Annotated in this window: 17 protein-coding genes; 3 read left to right on the top strand and 14 right to left on the bottom strand. The window is 41.3% G+C overall.

Annotation, left to right across the window (positions count from 1 at the left end; all coding sequences use genetic code 11):
- The first annotated feature begins 3 nt into the window (after positions 1-3).
- The gene (locus LVD17_RS01595) at positions 4-963 is read left to right on the top strand and encodes a DUF4340 domain-containing protein (RefSeq protein ID WP_233764324.1); all 960 of its coding nucleotides are present in this window, start codon (positions 4-6) and stop codon (positions 961-963) included.
- 77 nt (positions 964-1,040) lie between these two features.
- Positions 1,041-2,165 carry a DNA polymerase III subunit beta gene (gene dnaN / locus LVD17_RS01590; RefSeq protein WP_233764322.1) on the top strand — a complete coding sequence of 375 codons (1,125 nt, stop codon included), beginning with the start codon at positions 1,041-1,043 and terminating at the stop codon, positions 2,163-2,165.
- 185 nt (positions 2,166-2,350) lie between these two features.
- Here dnaN and LVD17_RS01585 read toward each other — a convergent pair whose 3' ends face one another.
- The 8 genes from LVD17_RS01585 to LVD17_RS01550 all read right to left on the bottom strand — a co-directional run bounded on the left by LVD17_RS01585 (position 2,351) and on the right by LVD17_RS01550 (position 11,796).
- Positions 2,351-3,454, bottom strand: a complete 1,104-nt coding sequence (locus LVD17_RS01585; protein ID WP_233764321.1) for a chorismate mutase — start codon at positions 3,452-3,454, stop codon at positions 2,351-2,353.
- Entirely contained in the window at positions 3,438-4,331 is an 894-nt protein-coding gene (locus tag LVD17_RS01580; protein WP_233764320.1) for a prephenate dehydrogenase, read from the bottom strand. The genes LVD17_RS01585 and LVD17_RS01580 overlap by 17 nt, the downstream gene beginning before the upstream one ends.
- Positions 4,328-5,518 carry a pyridoxal phosphate-dependent aminotransferase gene (locus LVD17_RS01575; protein WP_233764318.1) on the bottom strand — a complete coding sequence of 397 codons (1,191 nt, stop codon included), beginning with the start codon at positions 5,516-5,518 and terminating at the stop codon, positions 4,328-4,330. Before LVD17_RS01575 ends, LVD17_RS01580 begins: the two co-directional genes overlap by 4 nt.
- A 9-nt stretch (positions 5,519-5,527) precedes the next feature.
- The gene (locus LVD17_RS01570) at positions 5,528-6,355 is read right to left on the bottom strand and encodes a prephenate dehydratase (RefSeq protein WP_233764317.1); all 828 of its coding nucleotides are present in this window, start codon (positions 6,353-6,355) and stop codon (positions 5,528-5,530) included.
- Positions 6,356-6,688: 333 nt separating this feature from the next.
- Positions 6,689-7,507: a mechanosensitive ion channel family protein gene (locus LVD17_RS01565; RefSeq protein ID WP_233764313.1), complete on the bottom strand. Its 819-nt coding sequence runs from the start codon at positions 7,505-7,507 to the stop codon at positions 6,689-6,691.
- A gap of 61 nt (positions 7,508-7,568) precedes the next feature.
- Positions 7,569-8,879 (bottom strand): UDP-N-acetylglucosamine 1-carboxyvinyltransferase, encoded by a 1,311-nt coding sequence (gene murA / locus LVD17_RS01560; RefSeq protein ID WP_233764305.1) that lies wholly within the window; start codon positions 8,877-8,879, stop codon positions 7,569-7,571.
- Entirely contained in the window at positions 8,879-9,520 is a 642-nt protein-coding gene (locus LVD17_RS01555; protein WP_233764303.1) for a DUF4290 domain-containing protein, read from the bottom strand. Before LVD17_RS01555 ends, murA begins: the two co-directional genes overlap by 1 nt.
- A gap of 20 nt (positions 9,521-9,540) precedes the next feature.
- Positions 9,541-11,796 (bottom strand): ATP-dependent helicase, encoded by a 2,256-nt coding sequence (locus LVD17_RS01550; RefSeq protein ID WP_233764301.1) that lies wholly within the window; start codon positions 11,794-11,796, stop codon positions 9,541-9,543.
- A 230-nt stretch (positions 11,797-12,026) separates the two neighbouring features.
- On the opposite strand from LVD17_RS01550, the gene LVD17_RS01545 reads away from it, so the two are divergent.
- A complete protein-coding gene (locus LVD17_RS01545; protein ID WP_233764299.1) occupies positions 12,027-12,596 on the top strand; it encodes a DUF3109 family protein in 570 nt (189 codons plus the stop codon).
- A 4-nt stretch (positions 12,597-12,600) separates the two neighbouring features.
- Here LVD17_RS01545 and LVD17_RS01540 read toward each other — a convergent pair whose 3' ends face one another.
- The 6 genes from LVD17_RS01540 to plsX form a co-directional block, all read right to left on the bottom strand.
- A complete protein-coding gene (locus LVD17_RS01540; protein ID WP_233764298.1) occupies positions 12,601-13,251 on the bottom strand; it encodes a hypothetical protein in 651 nt (216 codons plus the stop codon).
- A 146-nt stretch (positions 13,252-13,397) separates the two neighbouring features.
- On the bottom strand, positions 13,398-14,744 hold the full coding sequence (gene accC / locus LVD17_RS01535) for an acetyl-CoA carboxylase biotin carboxylase subunit (protein ID WP_233764297.1): 1,347 nt from the start codon (positions 14,742-14,744) through the stop codon (positions 13,398-13,400).
- A 73-nt stretch (positions 14,745-14,817) separates the two neighbouring features.
- The gene (accB, locus tag LVD17_RS01530) at positions 14,818-15,306 is read right to left on the bottom strand and encodes an acetyl-CoA carboxylase biotin carboxyl carrier protein (protein ID WP_233764296.1); all 489 of its coding nucleotides are present in this window, start codon (positions 15,304-15,306) and stop codon (positions 14,818-14,820) included.
- Positions 15,307-15,330: 24 nt separating this feature from the next.
- Positions 15,331-15,897 carry an elongation factor P gene (efp, locus tag LVD17_RS01525; protein WP_233764294.1) on the bottom strand — a complete coding sequence of 189 codons (567 nt, stop codon included), beginning with the start codon at positions 15,895-15,897 and terminating at the stop codon, positions 15,331-15,333.
- A 54-nt stretch (positions 15,898-15,951) separates the two neighbouring features.
- Positions 15,952-16,950, bottom strand: a complete 999-nt coding sequence (locus tag LVD17_RS01520) for a beta-ketoacyl-ACP synthase III (RefSeq protein ID WP_233764293.1) — start codon at positions 16,948-16,950, stop codon at positions 15,952-15,954.
- A gap of 11 nt (positions 16,951-16,961) precedes the next feature.
- Positions 16,962-17,903, bottom strand: a complete 942-nt coding sequence (gene plsX / locus LVD17_RS01515) for a phosphate acyltransferase PlsX (RefSeq protein WP_233764291.1) — start codon at positions 17,901-17,903, stop codon at positions 16,962-16,964.
- Positions 17,904-17,912: the final 9 nt, after the last annotated feature.

Below are 17,912 nucleotides of genomic sequence, written 5' to 3'. Positions count from 1 at the left end.
CTCATGCAAAAGAAAAGAAACATTAAACTTATTTTCATTCTGGTAGCTCTTATGCTTTCGGCGGTATCGGCTTACTTTGTAACCCGACCTGCTGATAAATTAAAAGTGAGCAGAGACATCTTTTCATACGATGATCCTCAGGCTATTGATAAGGTAGTATTTTCGGGAGCCTCAGGCCAGCACCAGCTGACTTTCGATGGCAGCAACTGGAAGGTGGGGGAGGTGCATAAGGCCGATCCACAGCGGGTTAGTGTCTTGTTTGCTATTTTGAAACAAATGAGGGTCAGAAGGAAAGTCTCCAGGCAACAAAGTGATGATATTGCAGAAAGGCTGCGGGAGGCAGGCACAAAGGTTACCTTTTTTGAAGGTGCCGGAGAAGTTCATGAGTTTTATGTATGGGGAGATAAGGATAGCGGACTTACCTATCTGGCCGATACGCCGGAGAGTCAGGCCTATATTGTAGAAATACCCGGTTACAGGAGCTTTTTGGCAGGTATATACCAACTGGATAAAAACGGGTGGCGAGATCCGCTTGTGTTCACCCTCAACTGGTCTAATCTAAGTGATGTACATGTGATCTATCCTGGCAATGAGGAGCTTGGGTTTACAGTGGAGTATGCTGACCGCTTCTACGCTATTGCTGAAATACCGCAAACAGACTCAGTTAAACTGACTGATTTTCTTGATGATGTATCACTTTTATTCGTGAATGATTTTCTTAACAAAAACGAACAGCAACAATACAGTGAGATTATTAATGATCAACCACAGGCACTGTTTAAAGTTGAGGATGTAGGAAAAAATGTGTACACTCTGGAAATATATGGCATGTTACCGGGTGGGAAGGAAATTATAGGCAGAATTGACTCCACTGACTATGCAGTTTTTGATGTTGCTAAGGTCAGAAAGATCATGAGGCCAAAAAGTTACTTTATTAAAAAAGAAACTGCGGATATAAAGTAGCATCGCGTTTCCAAAAAATGATTTTATTTTTAACTTTACCGAGTTTTAAACTTAACCTTACGTAATCATTATCAGTAATGAAATTTATCGTCTCTTCATCAGCACTTTTAAAGCAACTTTCCGGTATCAACGGTGTAATTACCACTAACCCGGTGGTACCAATTCTAGAAAACTTTCTTTTTGAAATAAGTGAAGGCAAGTTGACGGTTACAGCTTCTGACCTGCAAACTTCTATGATTACTGAACTTGAGGTGGAGTCTAAAGAAAACGGAAGTATTGCCGTACCGGCCAGAATACTTTTAGAAACACTTAAAAACCTTCCTGAGCAGCCCGTGACCTTTACCATAGACGAGGAGACCTATAGTGTAGAGATCAGTTCCGATAATGGCCGATACAAGCTTGCGGGTGAAAATGCCACGGATTTTCCAAAGGTGCCTGCAGTGTCTGATGATTTCTCAGTTGATATGTCAACCTCAGTGCTGAGTGCTGCTATTAACAATACCATTTTTGCTACCAGCAATGACGAACTGCGGCCTGCTATGACAGGGGTTTACATGAACCTGACAGACACCAATACTACTTTTGTGTCAACTGATGGACATCGACTGATCCGCTATAGAAGGGTAGATGTGGCATCTGATAATGGTAATGCTATTATTATCCCAAGAAAAGCGTTGAACCTGCTGAAGTCTACATTACCAACGGAAAATACCAATGTAACGGTTGAGTTCAACGTATCTAATGCCTTCTTCAAGTTTAACAATATAAAAATGATCTGTAGGCTTATTGATGAACGCTTTCCTGATTATGAAAACGTAATACCTACAGGTAATGACAATAAAATGACCATTGATCGTTCTGAATTTTTAAGTTCTTTGAAAAGAATTGCGATCTATGCCAATAAAACTACTCACCAGGTGAGATTGAAAATTACCGGTAGTGAGCTTCAGATATCTGCTGAGGACCTTGATTTTGCAAACGAAGCTAATGAGAGGCTTTCGTGTGAGCATGATGGAGGTGATATTGAAATCGGCTTCAATGCTAAGTTTCTGATCGAAATGCTTAATAATGTGGATTCTGACAAAGTACAACTTCACCTTTCAGAGCCAAATAAGGCAGGACTCCTCATACCAACAGAAAAAGATGATAACGAAGACATTCTTATGCTGGTAATGCCTGTTATGTTGAATAACTACGTTTAATACAATCAGAATAAAATAAAAATGGAAGAGGCAGTACTTAAAAGTGCTGCCTCTTTTTTTGTTTGTGCCTTTGTGAAAAAATCACTTACCGTTTTGAGTTCTTACAACGACAATCCACGCCCCGAACACTTGTATAGCAATTGTCAGGGCATGAATTGTTGTGATTACATTTTTGCACATACCGCCTACGCCTTTACCAAAGGCTCATTCATCACCTGCGTTTGCTGGCTTATAGACTCCTTGTGAATAATTCTCAAAAGTTTGTCGGCAAATTCTTCGCTAAGCCCCAATGCAGCGGCAAGACTCTTTCTCTGTTTGATAATAGTGTCCCATCGGTTTACCTGAAGAATCGTTACCTGATTGTCACGCTTGTACTTTCCTATCTCTACAGCTATTTTCATCCTGTTGCCCAGCTTCTGAAAAATTTCCTCATCGATTTCATCGATTTGGTGTCTTAACTCATCTAATCTGGTTGTAAATTCCTGATTTTCAGTTGTTTTATTACGCACAATCAGCTCGCTGAGCAAGCGGTTGAGCGTGGCTGGCGTTACCTGTTGCTTGGCATCACTCCATGCACTGTCAGGAGACATATGGCTCTCAATCATTAAACCATCCATCTCCAGGTCAAGTGCTTTTTGAGCTATCATCCCCAGTAGGTCTCTGTTGCCGGCAATATGACTAGGATCGCAAATGATGGGTAATTCAGGGAACCTTCGTTTTAATTCAATAGGAAACTCCCATTTAGGTACATTTCGGTAAGACGTCTTTTCAAAAGAAGAAAAACCACGATGAATGGCAGCAATACGGGTAACACCGGCCTGATTGATCCTCTCAAGAGCTCCTATCCAAAGCTCGAGGTCTGGGTTTAAAGGGTTTTTTACCATTACGGGGATGTCGACACCCTTAAGCACATCTGCTATTTCCTGAACAGAAAAGGGGTTTACCGTAGTTCGGGCACCAATCCACAGAATATCTATGCCATGTTTCAGCGCCTCTTCAGTATGCCTGGCGTTGGCGACTTCAGTCGAAACAGGGAGCCCTGTTTCTTTTCCGGCAGCTTTGAGCCATTTGAGGCCTTCCTCTCCAACACCCTCAAAAGAATTAGGCCTGGTGCGTGGTTTCCAGATGCCTGCTCTTAATACATCTACCCTGCCAGTGGCAGCCAGTGATGTAGCGGTGGAGATCACTTGCTCTTCAGTTTCAGCGCTGCAGGGACCACTGATTATTGCAGGTCTGCTGCCTTTGGTTAGCCAGGATAGATCGCTGGAGATATCAAGTTGTTTTTTCATGTTCAATAATGTTTTTGTTTTCTTCTTTTACTTTACCGTCTAAAATTCTTCTGATATCATTGGCTTTAGTCATAAGCTGATGGATATCTTCTTGCTTGTTATGTTTTAAGAATGTTTTAAAATCATGTAACTGATCAATGTACTCATCAAGTGCACGCTCCAGGTATGCAGAGTTATGCTGGAATATCGGCTTCCACATATCGGGCGAACTCTTGGCCAAACGAACCGTTGAGCTGAAGCCTGACCCTGCCATATCGAATATATTTTTCTCACTTTCTTCAATATTCAGTACAGTTAAGGCTAGTGCAAAGGAACTGATATGTGAAAGGTGCGAAACATAAGCGATGTGCTTATCATGCTCGTCTGCATCCATATAGTTAAGGTTCATTCCCAATAGTTTGTACACATTTTCGACGATCATTAATGCATCATCATCAGATTCATGTCTGTTACATATAATGCCTGTTTTGTTTTGAAATAGTCCTTCTATGGCTGCTCCGGGACCACTGTTCTCAGTTCCTGCAATTGGGTGCCCTGCGACAAACCGACCTCTCATAGGATGGTTTTTGACTACCTCACATATCCCTCCTTTTGTCGAACCCACATCAGTAACTATCTGAGTCGTATTGATGCTGCTAAGGATATCTAAGACGACACGTTTTGCTGCATCAACCGGGATTGAAATAATAATAAGATCTGCTTTTGAAAGTGCTGCGTCCAATTCAACGACCTCATCTACCAATCCTGACATTAAAGCTTCCTTACCGTGATCCGGATTAAGATCTACACCAAAGATCTTGTCGATGTAGTTTCTCTTTCTAAGATCTTTAACCATACTTCCGCCAATCAGGCCTATACCTATCACCGCTATGTTCATACTGCTTCTTTCCTTTCTTTCAGCGCCATTTTAAAGGCTTTTATTCTGGTTAATGCCAGCTCTATATTTTGTTCGTTGCTACAAAGTGAAGCTCTTAAATAACGTTCACCATTTTTGCCGAAAATTTTACCTGGAGTGATGAATACCTCTGCATTAAAGATCAGGTCATCCACCAGTTCTTCTACATTGTCTATATGGTCAGGTATTCTGGCCCATACAAATAGGCCTACCTGATTGGGGTTATATGTGCAATCCAGTTGATCAAATAATTTAAAGATCAGGAGTTGCCTTTTTCTATATTGTTCGTTCAAATCTCTGAACCAGTCTTCACCCAGCAATAATGCTTTGGCGGCGGCCATTTGCAGAGGGTAAAACATGCCGGAGTCTGCATTTGACTTGATGCCAAGAATAGTATCGATGTACGTCGATTTTCCGCTTACCCATCCTAACCGCCAGCCAGCCATGTTATGTGACTTGCTTAGAGAGTTTAGTTCGAGGGCCACCTCTTCTGCTCCCTCTACCTGGAAGATGCTGAAAGGCTTGTCAATGAGTATCCTGCTGTAAGGATTGTCATTAATGATCAGGAATTTGTACGCTTTTGCAAGCTTTATCAAAGTTCTCATCACCTCGGGATCGGGTTCAGCTCCCGTAGGCATATGTGGAAAATTTATCCACATTAGTTTTACTTTGCTCAAATCCAGTTTTCTCAAGCTTTCTATATCAGGCTGGTAATTATTCTCCTCCAACAGGTCGTAAACCTCAATATTTGCACCGGCAAGCTCTGAAACTGAGCGGTACGTAGGATAGCCGGGATCAGGGATCAATACAGTATCACCAGGATTGATGAATGCCTGTGTGATATGGGTGATCCCTTCTTTGGAACCCATTAATGGTAAAATTTCATGCTTGGGGTCCAGTGATACACCATAAGCAGATTGATAATAAGTGCTAATTGCATCTCTCAGAGTATCAATGCCTTTGTAGCTTTGATAACCATGGATTCCATTATTGATTGCACCCTGCGTGAGTGTTTCCACTACGGTTTGATGAGGAGCCATGTCAGGACTGCCGATAGCCATATTGAGGATATCCATGCCCTTATCGTTAAGCTCCTTGATCTGACGTAGCTTAGAGGAAAAGTAGTATTCCTTCACGCTGTTTAGTCTTTCTGCTTTGCTGATGATCATGATTATTAGTTATTGATTTAATTCAAATGTTGATTTTTTATACTCTCCAAGCAGGCTCAGCGAATGTGTTTTTGCACTGACCTCTGTAAGCGCACTTTGATATCTTGCATAGTCGGCCCACTCTACATCGATATGAAAATAATATTCATAAGGCATGCCCACTATAGGGATGCTCTGGATCTTTGTCAGGTTCACATCATTGTCCTTGAAGGCAACCAGCACACTGGCCAGGCTGCCCACCTCATGCCCCAGTTGAAGGCGGAGAGAAGCTTTATTGTTGTCAAGGCTTTTGTCATTTTCCCGTCCCAATACAAGGAATCGGGTAAAATTCTGCTTATGGGTTTCAATGCCTTCTTCTTTTATCTCCAGTCCGTAAAGTCCGGCACAAATTTTTGATGCGATTACAGCTTTAGTTGAATCTCCGGCAAGGGCAAGGTCCCGGGCACTTTCTGCTGTATCATTAGATTCTTTGCAAGTGGCATTCAGGTTTTGGTGAATGTACTCCTGGCACTGCTGAAGTGCAATGGGGTGCGACTCTACCACCTTAATATCTGAAAGCGCAACTCCCGGAATAGTCATCAGGTTCATTTTAATATTAAGGTATACCTCTCCAAGCACATGAAACCTGTATTCATGGATTAAAGCGTAGTTGCCCAGGATGCTGCCGGCAATGGTGTTTTCAATAGCCATCAGGGCACTGTCCGCATCGCCAACCTTGAGAGTTTCGCACAGCTTTTTAAATGTGCTGCATTCTACGATCTCAATGTGGTCGCCGAAATGTTTTTTGGCCGCTGCTTCGTGGAATGCTCCTCTTATGCCTTGAATTGCTATTTTCATTTTCTGTTTTATTGTTTTTTTAAATCGGGCAAAAAAAAAGCCCTTCGGTTAAGAAGGGCTTTTAGATGTTATATGTCATTAAGAGTTTACATATATCTCCAGCCCTTCTTCTGCAGATAGAAAAAGAAATAGCTAAAGTATATGGTAAACGTATTGTTCATTTTTTGCTCTTGTTAAAACAAATGTAGTTAGATTCTTTTCTTAAATGCAAGTGATATTTTAAAAAATAGATTAAATTTTTTCTGCAACCGTTTGAAATAAGCAGAATTTATGATATAAAAAAGGCCTCCGGTTTAGATTCAGAGGCCTTTTTGATTTCTTGAGCTTTTAGGTTCATTTTTCATTATAAATATGCACATCTCTTTGAGGGAAAGGAATGGAGATGCCATTTTTATCAAATTCAAGCTTTACGCGTTCCTGAAAATCCCAATATAGAGACCAGTAATCAGCTCTGTTTACCCAGGGGCGTACATTGAAGTTTACCGAACTGTCACCCAGACTTGCTACGGTTACTGTGGGTTCGGGCTCACTTAACACGCGCTCGTCATTTTTAACCATGTTTTCAAGTATCTCCTTGGCCTTTTTAATGTCATCACCATAGCCTATGCCAAATACAAGGTCCACTCTTCTGTTATCATTGGCAGAGTAGTTTTTGATGGAGTCATTTGAAAGCTTCCCATTCGGGATTACGATCTGTACGTTGTCAGGGGTTGCCAGAATTGTGTTGAAAATCTGTATCTCTTTAATGGTACCTGAATGGCCACCACCTTCGATGTAGTCGCCTACTTTGAAAGGTTTGATAGTGAGAATGATAACTCCACCAGCAAAATTTTGAAGGGTGCCTTGAAGAGCCAGTCCAACAGCAAGACCTGCAGCACCAATGATAGCTACAAATGATGTCATCTGTATGCCGAGTGTGGCCAGTACACTCAGTATAAGGAGTACCAGTAAAAGGTTGTGAAATAAACTTCTGAGGAATGGGGTGAGCGAGGCATCGGTATCTCTTTTTTCCAGAAACTTGTTAAATCCTCTGGAAAGAAATCTGACCACCTGCAGACCAATTACAAGTACCAGGACTCCTTTAATAATTGCCAATCCTATTTCCGTACCTTGAGTGGCCAGAAACAGTTTAAGCTGTTCAATATATTCCATTATTTGATCGGGTTGATTTAGTTAATAAGTTAGTTACTTTTTTATTAACAAACTTACTTTTCTATTGTTCAAGCCTCTGAATATCTGCTCCCAAACGGTTTAGTCTTTCATCAATATTCTGATAGCCACGATCAATCTGCTCAACGTTGGATATTACACTTTCTCCATCAGCCGAAAGAGCCGCTATGAGCAATGAAACACCCGCTCTGATATCAGGAGAAGACATTTTTATACCTTTAAGCTGTTGTTTTCTATCAAGGCCGATGACGGTAGCCCGGTGAGGGTCACAAAGGATAATTTGTGCTCCCATGTCGATCAGTTTGTCTACAAAGAATAACCGGCTTTCAAACATTTTTTGATGTATAAGTACAGTTCCTTTGGCTTGTATGGCTGTTACCAGTACTATACTTAGCAAATCCGGTGTAAAACCCGGCCATGGAGCATCAGCTACGGTAAGTATTGAGCCGTCAATAAATGTGTCGATCTGGTAGTTTTTTTGCTCCGGAATGAAAATATCATCACCCTTTATTTCAAGCTTTATTCCCAACCGCCTGAATACATCAGGAATTAGGCCAAGATGCTCAACGCCTGCACTCTTCACTGTGATCTCAGATTGGGTCATAGCAGCCAGTCCTATGAAACTACCCACTTCGATCATATCTGGCAGCAGGGTATGGACAGTGCCTCCCAGTGATTCAACACCTTCGATCGTAAGCAGGTTTGACCCGATACCGTTGATATTGGCACCCATTCTGACCAGCATTTTGCTAAGCTGTTGAATATAAGGTTCACAGGCAGCATTATAGATAGTTGTTTTCCCTTTGGCAAGTACAGATGCCATAAGTATGTTGGCGGTACCTGTAACCGAAGCTTCATCGAGATGAATGTAGCAACCCTGAAGGTTTGAAGCATCAATTTTGTAGAAGCTTTCCTTTGAAGAGTAGTTGAATTTTGCCCCCAGCTTTTCAAACCCAAGGAAGTGTGTGTCGAGCCTTCGCCTGCCTATCTTGTCACCCCCTGGGCGAGGTATCTTTGCGGCCCCGTAACGGGCCAACAGTGGGCCAAGGATCATAATTGAACCTCTGAGCGATGCTGCTTTCGTTTTAAACTCATCTGATTCCAGGTAGGCTACATCTATTTCCTTTGCCGTAAACCTGTACGATTCCGAGTCAAGCTTTTCAACAGTAGCTCCGAGGTCGCCTATAAGTTCGATGAGTTTATTAACATCCCTGATGTCAGGTATCCTGTGTATTGTTACAGGTTCTGGGGTAAGTAGTGTTGCTGCTATGATCTGCAAAGCCTCATTCTTAGCGCCTTGCGGAATAATATCCCCCTTTAGTTTTTTTCCTCCCTGGATCTTAAAAGAACTCATTAATTTCTTTTTCTTCTATTTCGGTTGCTACTTTTTCTATCGCTTGATTTGCCGGAAGCAGGTCTGGCGCTTCGTCGTTTGTTGGAGTAAAGTTTTTCAAACAGGTTGTCCTCCTTAACCTTATCAAGGTCAATGGTTAGTTCTCCTTTTGAAATAGTTTTGATGTTTTCCAAGATTACCGAATCATCAATAACCTCTTTGTTCCAGCTGCTGTAGAAACTTTTCATGAGTTTGCCTATATATATAATGGCATCTTCGCGTTCAACAGGATCTTCCTTTTTAATGGCTTCTTTTATTAGCAACTCGATGTTTTTGCCGTAGTGTTTAAATTTTACGTCATGCTTGGAGTAATCCAGTCTTTTAGGCTTTTTGTTCAGCACTTCCTTTTCAGGCATGGGATAGGGGGCATCCAAGTCCAGATCAAAGTTTGACATGATGTAAAGGTCATCCCACAGCTTTTGGCTTGTTTCCGGTGTTTCTTTCACTGTTGGGGTCACCTGTTTCATCAACTCAATAAGAGTCTCGGCACTCTCAGTTCTTTTGTCTTTATCCTGAATAGTTTTTATGTATTCAACAAGTTTCTGAACATTCCTTCCGTATTCTCTTAAGATCAAAGGAGGTTGACTAGTGTTATATTCCATATAAAGGGTGGTTTATACTCCTAATTAGAGTGTATCTTTAATTTAGCAAAACTAAGTAATAAAGTCTTTTCTCCAAAGTCATCAAAATTAACTTTGGCCTTTCGGTTTGCTCCGCTTTCATCCATTTCCATGACCATACCATATCCAAATTTAGGATGTTCTACCTTCATCCCTGCCTGTAAACCTGAAGTGTCGCTGGGTTCAAAATCTGCTGACGGTTTATAGTTGGTTCTTTTTACAACGGGTTGAGAGGTCGTGGTCTTTCTCATACCACTAACAAAACTTTTGGTGTAATTGTTAGTGTCCACTACAGGCTCATTCTTACTGTATTTTTTACTTACTTTAATAAATTCCGGATCGATTTCATCAATGAAACGGCTAGGTTCACAGTTCTTTAAGCGCCCGAAACGATATCTGGACAAAGCATATGACATAAAAAGCTTTCTTTCCGCACGAGTAATGGCTACATAGAACAGACGGCGCTCTTCTTCCAGGTCCGCGCGGCTACTGAGCATCATTTGGGAAGGGAAGAGGTCTTCCTCAAGCCCGACAATGTAAACGTTCTTAAACTCCAGTCCTTTTGCCATGTGTATGGTCATAAGAGTTACCTTTTCATCATCATCGTCTTTGTCATTGTCCACGCCGGTGATGAGAGCAATCTCCTGGAGGAAAGCCCCTAAAGACTTGTCTTCCTTTTCGGGATCATCCACATACTCCTTTACTGCATTGAGTAATTCCTGCACGTTTTCATAACGGCTCAGGCCCTCAACAGTCTTATCTGCATACAGTTCTTTGAGTATACCCGAACCCTTGGCTATAAGTGAGGCTGCTTCATAAGCATCTTTGCTTTCAATATCGTACTTAAACCTCTTTATAAGTGCAACAAAATCAATAACAGCATTTGCTGCTCTACCGGGAAGAAATGAGCTGATGTTGTTTAATACATCCCAAAGGCTCATGTCATGGTCATTGGCGGCTACGATTATTTTATCCACACTGCTGTCACCGATGCCTCGTTTGGGATAATTGATGATTCTCCTTAAGGATTGCTCATCGTTATGGTTGATTGCAAACCGAAGGTAGGCCATCAGGTCCTTTATTTCTTTTCGCTGATAGAAGGAGAGCCCGCCAACAATTTTGTATTTGATATTCATGCGTCTAAGGGCTTCTTCCATAGCCCTGGACTGACTGTTGGTGCGGTAAAGAATGGCAAAATCACTGTTTTTTAATTGATTCTGCATTTTTTCTTCGAATATAGAGGATGCAACCAGCTTTCCTTCTTCGTTATCAGAGGTAGCTTTAAGCAGTTCTATTAAAGTACCGTCATCGTTATCCGTCCATACATTTTTTTTGAGCTGGGCCCTGTTTTTGCCAATGATTGAATTGGCCGCATTTACAATGGTCTTGGTAGATCTGTAATTCTGTTCCAGCTTAATAATCCGCAAGTCGGAATAATCCTTTTCAAAATTCAGAATATTTTGGATGTCTGCACCCCGGAATGCATAAATGCTTTGTGCGTCATCACCGACAACGCAAATGTTTTGCCTTACGGCTGATAATTTTTTTGTTATAAGATATTGGGATACGTTGGTATCCTGAAACTCATCTACCATCACATAATGGAAGCGTTGCTGGTACTTATTTAATACATCCAAATGATCTTTGAAGAGCACATTGGTGTTAAATAACAGATCATCAAAGTCCATGGCTCCGGCTTTAAAACATCTCTCTGAGTATATTTTATATATCCTTCCAAGCTCAGGTTTCATGTTACTTTCATCATCTGCCTTATATACCGGGTTTCTTAAATATTCTTTCCATGATATAAGTCTGTTCTTGGCACCTGATATCCTGTTAAAAACGACGTTAGGTTTATAGATTTTGTCGTCAAGGTTTAGCTCTTTGACAATTGTTTTGATCAACTGCTTGGAGTCATCAGCATCATAGATAGTGAAATTGCTGGGGTAGCCGAGTTTATCGGCCTCTGCTCTTAAGATCCGGGCAAAAACGGAGTGGAAAGTACCCATCCAAAGATTTCTTGCTTCAGTACCTACTACCTTTTCTATTCGGTTACGCATTTCTTTGGCAGCTTTATTCGTAAAGGTCAATGCCAGTATATTAAAGGGGTCAACCCCTTTTTTTTCCATCAGATAGGCAATACGAAATGTAAGTACTCTTGTTTTTCCTGAGCCGGCACCTGCAATGATCATGGTAGGACCGTCTGTATTTACCACCCCCTCGTACTGCGGCTCATTAAGGCTTTTAAGATAATCCATTCTCGAACTTTAATCGACACACAATGTAATCCGCAAAGGTCAGAAATAAAATTAATAACCAAACAATTAAACGCCTTCTAATCAATTAAAAATTCCTGTATCTCACACGAAATTTCTCGGGGATTCGGAAACCTTGAAATTTATATCAGATATTCATAAGGCTTTGATGATCTTTTTATTGATGAAATATGTTGGTGCAGTTTAATGGTATTATATTTTATCTTTGCAGCATGATTGAATTGGGAAATGTGTTACTGTCGGATGATATCAAAGAGAAGTTCTTTGTTTGCAATCTGGAGAAATGTAAAGGGGCGTGTTGTGTGGAAGGTGATCTGGGCGCACCTCTCGAGAATGATGAGCTCATAAAGTTAGTAGAAGTGTATGAACATGTTGAACCATATTTGTCTGAAGAGGGGAAGAAAGCCATAGAAGAACAGGGGAAGTATGTGTTAGACGAAGATGACGAATATTCAACGCCTACTATTGAAGGGAAAGAATGTGCCTATGCTATCTATGATGACAGGGGCATTTTGAAATGTGGGATTGAGCAGGCTTATCTGGATGGTAAAATAAGCTTTAAAAAACCTATAAGTTGTCATTTATACCCTATACGATCTACTAAATATGATCAGTTTGAGGCTCTCAACTATGACCGATGGAGTATTTGCAGCCCTGCATGTAGTTTGGGAGAGGAGCTTCAGGTTCCCGTTTACAAATTTTTAAAAGATGCCCTGATACGCAAGTATGGCGAGCAATGGTATAATGATCTGGTACAGCTTATAGAAGCTGAAAGTCTATAGTTTCTTATTGGAGAGGAATGAAAAAGGCAAACCTGAAGGCCACTATATTATCATTGTTGCTGCTATTGCCTAAATTACTAATGTTATCCAGATAATCGGTTATGGTGTTGTAGTAGCCTGCCTGTAATGACACGCCGTATTGATTAGGGAGTACATATATAGCTCCTATACTGGTGGGAAGCATTAGTGATTCCTGTCTGTATGTTTCCTGCTCGGCGCGTGTCTGCGGCAAATCGGCAAGATCATTACCTTCATCATCCTTTGGAGAGAAACGGATCATTCCAATACCCTGGCTTATATAAGCAATGAAATTTTTCTTCTTTATGATATTGTAATGCAGGTCATAGTTGATATAGAAAAAGCTGGTTTTAAAAAACTTATTAGGAGAGGGGAGAGGCGTCTGATTTGAGTCAAATGTAAAATCCCGATCTTCTCCATTAAGTGTACCTGCACCAATATTAATATTGCCGTTGAGTCTTTTCTTTTTGTTAAGCTGAAGCCCGAGATGAAAGGATGAAGTATACTTCTTTTTCCCTTCGAGATCTCCATTATATGAGTTTATACTTGTTCCGAAATGCAGCCACATACGCGTGGAGTCCTGGGCATTGCACCATAACATGCTGAGCATTAATGAAGTAAGAAGTAAGTATTTCATACGGGATCAGTTTCAGGTATCAAAGTAATTCGAATCGGATAAAAAAGCTACTTAATTAACAGTATTTAGGGGGAAAAGATAAATAGCGGCAATAAAAAAAGCTACTCAAATTCAATCGAGTAGCTTTTAATCTGGTAGTTATACTTTTATTTCAGGTCGGTGAAGTCAAAAGTTTCGAGGAACTTTGTAGTAAAGTTGCCATCCTGGAACTGCTTGTCATCCATTAGTTTTAAATGGAAAGGAATGGTCGTCTTTATTCCTTCAATTACAAACTCTGACAGTGCACGCTTCATCCTTGTGATTACTTCTTCCCTTGACTGGCCGCTTACAATAAGTTTGGCAATCATGGAATCGTAGTTAGGCGGAATGGTATAGCCGGCATACACGTGGCTATCCACTCGTACACCATGGCCACCAGGCATGTGCAGGTTTGTGATCTTACCCGGAGAGGGACGAAACCCATTTGCCGGATCTTCTGCGTTGATCCTGCATTCCATCGCGTACAGATTAGGGAAGTAATTCTTTCCTGAGATTTCAACACCTGCAGCTACTTTTATCTGCTCTTTGATCAGATCGAAATCAGTTACTTCTTCGGTTATCGGATGCTCTACCTGTATCCTTGTATTCATTTCCATGAAATAGAAGTCGCCATGTTTATCAACAAGAAACTCTACTGTACCAGCCCCTTCATATTTAATGGCTTCAGCTCCTTTAATGGCAGCCGCTCCCATTTTTTCCCGTAACTTTTGACCTACGATAGGAGATGGTGTTTCTTCAACAAGTTTTTGATGCCTTCTTTGAATAGAGCAGTCGCGTTCCGACAAGTGACAAACCCTTCCATTTTTATCTCCTACTACCTGAATTTCAATGTGTCGAGGTTCTTCAACGAATTTTTCAAGATAAAGTCCGTTATTTCCGAAGGCAGCAGCAGATTCTTGCCTGGCATCATCCCATGCTTTCTTAAAACCTGACTCATCCTTCACAATACGCATACCACGACCACCACCACCGGCAGTTGCTTTAAGTATGATAGGGTATTTGATCTTTTCAGCAATCTTCATTCCCTCCTCCACACTTTTTAAAAGTCCTTCGGAGCCGGGAATAGTCGGCACACCTGCTTTTTTCATTGTAGCCTTGGCGGTGGCCTTGTCACCCATTTTATTGATCATGTCTGGAGATGCACCAATAAATTTGATGCCATATTCCTGGCAAACAGCACTGAATTCCGCATTTTCTGCAAGAAATCCGTATCCTGGATGGATGGCATCAGCATTAGTGATTTCTGCTGCGGCGATCAGGTTAGGAATGTTCAAGTATGATTCACTACTTGGCGCTTTTCCGATACAAACGGCTTCATCTGCAAATCGAACATGAAGGCTGTCTTTGTCGGCAAGAGAGTAGACTGCCACGGTTCTAATATTCATCTCACGGCATGTCCTGATTATTCTTAGCGCGATCTCTCCTCTGTTGGCTATTAATATTTTTTTAAACACAATAATCTAGTTTAGACTTACGATTAATTAATAAAGCTGTCCATTAAGGATTCTCTCTTAGAATCGTAAATTATCAGGACGGATCAACAAGGAATAATACCTGGTCGTATTCTACTGGTGAAGCATTGTCAACCATTACTTTTACAATAGTTCCTGATACTTCAGTTTCTATTTCATTAAATAGCTTCATAGCTTCAATGATACACACAGGCTGTCCTTTTTCAACTTTGTCGCCTACTGCAACAAAAGGAGGAGAGTCAGGGTTTGGAGACCTGTAGAAGGTTCCTATCATAGGGGATTTCACTTCAACATAGCTTGAGGTGCTTTCTGCTTTAGGGGCTTCACCACCACTTGTTGCCGGAGTAGCTGCTACCTGCTGTTGTACAGGGGCGGCAGCCACGGTTTGAGGAGCTACTGCCGGGGCACTGGCTTCTACAAAACGTGTCTGAACGTCAGCTTCTCTTTTTACTGATAGCTTCAACTCTTCGGTTTCTATGTTTACCTCATTAAGTCCCGTTTGGGATATGAAGTCGATAAGGTCTCTGATTTCTTTTGTCTTCATATGGAGAAATTTTCTTCGGTTAGTTTATTCCTTTACTCTTTCTGAGTAAGAGTTGGTTCTTGTATCAATTTTTATTTTATCACCTTCATTAATAAATAAAGGCACCTGAATTTCTGCTCCGGTTTCCAGAGTAGCCGGCTTTGTGGCATTTGTTGCCGTATCGCCTTTAATACCGGGTTCCGTATAAGTAATTACCAGCTCTACAAAGGCAGGCAATTCAAGCCCTATAATTTTCTCTGCTTCAGCGTGGTATAGTATATCAACTTCCTGTCCGTCTTTGATCAGACCGGTGTTTTCGATAAGATCTTCGTCTACTACAGCCTGTTCAAAAGTACTGCTATCCATAAAATGGTAGCCAAGATCATCTTTGTATAGAAACTGGTGAGGCCTTCTTTCAATTCTTGCTGTAGTGATCTTATGTCCGGCTGAGAACGTATTCTCAACAACCTTACCGGTGGTCAGGCTTTTTAATTTTGTTCTTACAAAGGCTGGTCCTTTGCCGGGTTTAACGTGCTGAAACTCTACAATGGTATAGAGCCCATTGTTATACTCTAAGCATAAACCGTTTTTAAAGTCGGCCGTTGTTGCCATGTCAGAATAATTTTAAACTAATTTACAAATGAACTTAAGAATAACAATAAAAGATTACTTGGGATCGTATGCCCATTTGAGATAAATGGCTCCCCAGGTAAATCCACCTCCAAAAGCGGCCATCACAAGATTATCTCCTTTTTTTAACTGGGACTCATAATCCCATAATAACAATGGAATAGTACCGGATGTTGTATTGCCATACCTCTCTATATTCATCATTACCTTATCCTCGGTAAGTCCCATCCTTTGGGCAGTGGCATCAATGATCCTCTTATTTGCCTGGTGAGCGACAAGCCAGTCTACTTTTTCAGCAGTCAGGTTATTTCTTTCCATGATCTTGGCTGCATAGTCTGCCATGTTGGTTACTGCAAATTTAAATACAGTGGCCCCGTCCTGACGTGCATAATGCTCTTTTGCGGTAACTGTTTCAACTGTAGCCGGGTACCTGCTACCCCCTGCTTTCATATTTAAGAATTCAGCACCTTTTCCATCTGCTTTGTGAATAGCGTCTATCAGGCCCACATCTTCGGTGGTAGGCTCCAGTAGTACTGCTCCGGCACCATCACCAAAGATGATGCAGGTCGTTCTGTCGGTGTAGTCAATAATAGATGACATTTTATCTGCCCCTATTACCAACACTTTTTTATATTTTCCTGTTTCTATGAACTGGCTGCCCGTAGTAAGTGCATAAAGAAATCCGGAGCATGCTGCTCCGATGTCATAACTGAATGCATTAACGGCTCCGATTTCTGCTGAGATTACATTGGCTGTAGCCGGGAAGACCATGTCGGGTGTTACCGTTGCGCAGATGATCAGATCAATATCTTCAGGATTAGTGCCGGTTTTTTCCAGAAGGCCCTTAGCTGCCGCAGCGGCCATTACCGATGTTCCCTGGCCTTCACCTTTCAGAATTCTTCTTTCTTTTATACCAGTTCTGGAGGTTATCCATTCGTCACTGGTATCCACCATAGTTTCGAGTTCCTTATTGGTAAGTACATAATCAGGTACATAACCCTGAACTCCCGTTATAGCGGCTCTTATGTTGGCCATAATTTTTTCGTTTATTCTCCTAAGTGCTCTTTAATTTTTAAATGAATATTGGACTCAGCCATCTTTACAGAAAGCAAAATCATATTCTTTATGGCTTCAGGGCTGGACACTCCGTGGCCTATCACAACATTGCCATTAATACCTAAGATCGGACTGCCACCAATGGCTTCATAATTAAACCTATCAAAATAGTCATCCTTAATGTTCCGCTTTTGTAACAAATCAAAGAAAGACTCTGCCATTTTGAGTATTACATTTCCTGTAAAACCATCACATACAATAACGTCGGCTTTATCATTAAAGAGGTCACGACCTTCTATGTTTCCTACGAAATTTATCCTGTTGCTGATTTTGAATAATTGATAGGCAGCCTGTGTTAGCAGGGTTCCTTTTTGCTCTTCTTCACCCAGATTCATCAGGCCCACTTTTGGCTTTTGCATGTTAAATACATGTTTGGCATACAACGACCCCATTTCGCCGAATTGATATAATACATCCGGTTTACAGTCGGCGTTTGCTCCAACATCCATAATAACACCAAAATCTCCTGATTCTTTCGGGATAAAGCCTGCTATTCCGGGCCTGATTATGCCTTCAATAGCTTTTATGGTAAACATGGCGCCGACGTGCATGGCTCCGGTGTTTCCTGCGCTGCAAAAAGCCTTAACAGCTCCTGATTTTAGCAACCCATACCCTACAGGTATGCTTGCCTTAGGCTTTTGTGAGAGGGCTTTGGTTGGGTGCTCACCCATTTCAATCACATCGTCGGCATGAAACACCTCAATACTTGGATTGTTGATGTTGTGCTCACGCAGCTTGGATTGAATAATATCTTCGTTACCTACCAGTACGATTTTTATATCGTCCGGGATCTCTTGTGAGGCCAATTCTGCTCCCTTGACTGTACAGTCGGGAGCAAAATCACCACCCATTGCATCTAATGCAATTTTCACAAGCTAAAA

Source organism: Fulvivirga ulvae, assembly GCF_021389975.1.
GTDB classification, from domain to species: Bacteria; Bacteroidota; Bacteroidia; order Cytophagales; family Cyclobacteriaceae; genus Fulvivirga; species Fulvivirga ulvae.
This window is presented reverse-complemented; position numbering and strand designations above follow the sequence as displayed.

Coding starts and splice junctions, on each gene's coding strand:
- efp (WP_233764294.1), bottom strand. CDS start 15,897: ATGGCAACAACGGCCGACTTTAAAAACGGTTTATGCTTAGAGTATAAC.
- murA (WP_233764305.1), bottom strand. CDS start 8,879: ATGAGTTCTTTTAAGATCCAGGGAGGAAAAAAACTAAAGGGGGATATT.
- LVD17_RS01570 (WP_233764317.1), bottom strand. CDS start 6,355: ATGAAAATAGCAATTCAAGGCATAAGAGGAGCATTCCACGAAGCAGCG.
- accB (WP_233764296.1), bottom strand. CDS start 15,306: ATGAAGACAAAAGAAATCAGAGACCTTATCGACTTCATATCCCAAACG.
- LVD17_RS01520 (WP_233764293.1), bottom strand. CDS start 16,950: ATGGCCAACATAAGAGCCGCTATAACGGGAGTTCAGGGTTATGTACCT.
- LVD17_RS01545 (WP_233764299.1), top strand. CDS start 12,027: ATGATTGAATTGGGAAATGTGTTACTGTCGGATGATATCAAAGAGAAG.
- LVD17_RS01580 (WP_233764320.1), bottom strand. CDS start 4,331: ATGAACATAGCGGTGATAGGTATAGGCCTGATTGGCGGAAGTATGGTT.
- LVD17_RS01555 (WP_233764303.1), bottom strand. CDS start 9,520: ATGGAATATAACACTAGTCAACCTCCTTTGATCTTAAGAGAATACGGA.
- LVD17_RS01550 (WP_233764301.1), bottom strand. CDS start 11,796: ATGGATTATCTTAAAAGCCTTAATGAGCCGCAGTACGAGGGGGTGGTA.
- LVD17_RS01575 (WP_233764318.1), bottom strand. CDS start 5,518: ATGATCATCAGCAAAGCAGAAAGACTAAACAGCGTGAAGGAATACTAC.
- LVD17_RS01585 (WP_233764321.1), bottom strand. CDS start 3,454: ATGAAAAAACAACTTGATATCTCCAGCGATCTATCCTGGCTAACCAAA.
- dnaN (WP_233764322.1), top strand. CDS start 1,041: ATGAAATTTATCGTCTCTTCATCAGCACTTTTAAAGCAACTTTCCGGT.
- LVD17_RS01565 (WP_233764313.1), bottom strand. CDS start 7,507: ATGGAATATATTGAACAGCTTAAACTGTTTCTGGCCACTCAAGGTACG.
- LVD17_RS01540 (WP_233764298.1), bottom strand. CDS start 13,251: ATGAAATACTTACTTCTTACTTCATTAATGCTCAGCATGTTATGGTGC.
- LVD17_RS01595 (WP_233764324.1), top strand. CDS start 4: ATGCAAAAGAAAAGAAACATTAAACTTATTTTCATTCTGGTAGCTCTT.